Source organism: Microcystis sp. LE19-84.1B (assembly GCF_027531875.1).
Taxonomy (GTDB): domain Bacteria; phylum Cyanobacteriota; class Cyanobacteriia; order Cyanobacteriales; family Microcystaceae; genus Microcystis; species Microcystis panniformis.
Genome location: NZ_JAPZSR010000409.1, coordinates 1 through 1086, shown reverse-complemented (window position 1 = coordinate 1086; position 1086 = coordinate 1). Strand labels below are relative to the sequence as shown.

Here is a 1086-nt window from a genome sequence, read left to right as displayed (position 1 = left end):
AACTCTGCCAGTCAACTCCCATCATTACCCTTCTAATTGTTGAATAGGACGGGACTCTTTCTGGAATTATGTTAAATTCTTTACTGAGCCTGTGCCGATTATTTTTAGCAAACTCTCCTAGTTCTCTATAACCTGAGTATCCTAGCATTGTTCCTAGTATTATTACTACTAATACTATCCATAAAGGGTGTCTTTTTCCTTTATCTTTCCGAAAGTCCTTGACTTGTTTTAGTTTTTCTATTAAGCTCAACATATATTTAAAAAGTTGGCGGTCACTTCTCATTTTACAAAGATAGTGATCGCTTTTACTTTTGATATTCTGATGGGAGAATGAAACAGCCCTAGGGGCAAGGGGGGGTCAGTCGGTTTAATCTTTTTTCTGCTTGGCGATAGTATTGCGGTATTTCTACTGTTTCCCCATCACTGTTAGCGTAGAAAACTTTTAAACCTACATCCAATCCCACACATTTCTTTGTTGGTTCTAGGGGTTTAGCGTATTCCCGGATATCAACGCTAAGACAGAATTGGACATAATAACCATCTGCTCGTTTAACAATCCTAACTCGTTTAATTTGGTCTAGAGGGTAAAAGTTTAAGTCTCTGGTTCCTTTCAGTTTAACCGTGCCAATGTTTTTCTTATCTGTGAAAGTTATTTTCTTTCTATCATCAGATAGTTTCCACCCAGAGTTTTTATATTCCACAGAACGATTATTTTTCTGAAACTTGGGATAACCTTTTTTACCTTTAACCTTTTTCTTACAATTGTCATAAAAACGAGCAATAGCTGACCAAGCTCGTTCGGCCGATGCTTGTCTAGCAGTAGAATTTAGAGTATCGACAAACTTGAACTGAATGGCCGCGAACTGCACAATATTTATTGAGAGAATATTTATCGATTTTGTCTTCTCTCTTGGCATCCATCCAAAGCCTTAATGCTTTGTTTCTGATGAATTGTACTGTACGAATAGCTTCATCAATGGCAGAACACTGACTTGGTTTGACCACGGCTTTCATTTCTAAGACAATCATTGTTTATCGACCTCAAACAACTTATTTTAAGTTAACCTGTAGAGCATCGGATTGTCA

The 1086-nt window shown here is 37.2% G+C and carries 1 protein-coding gene and 1 pseudogene; both read right to left on the bottom strand.

Annotation, left to right across the window (positions count from 1 at the left end):
• Positions 1–253, bottom strand: a 253-nt coding sequence (locus tag O9324_RS22850) for a transposase family protein (RefSeq protein ID WP_288141389.1), incomplete at its 3' end; no start/stop codon positions are given.
• Between the two features lie 106 nt (positions 254–359).
• Positions 360–1029 (bottom strand): annotated as a pseudogene (locus O9324_RS22845) (RNA-guided endonuclease InsQ/TnpB family protein); the annotation flags it as partial.
• Between the last annotated feature and the right edge of the window lie 57 nt (positions 1030–1086).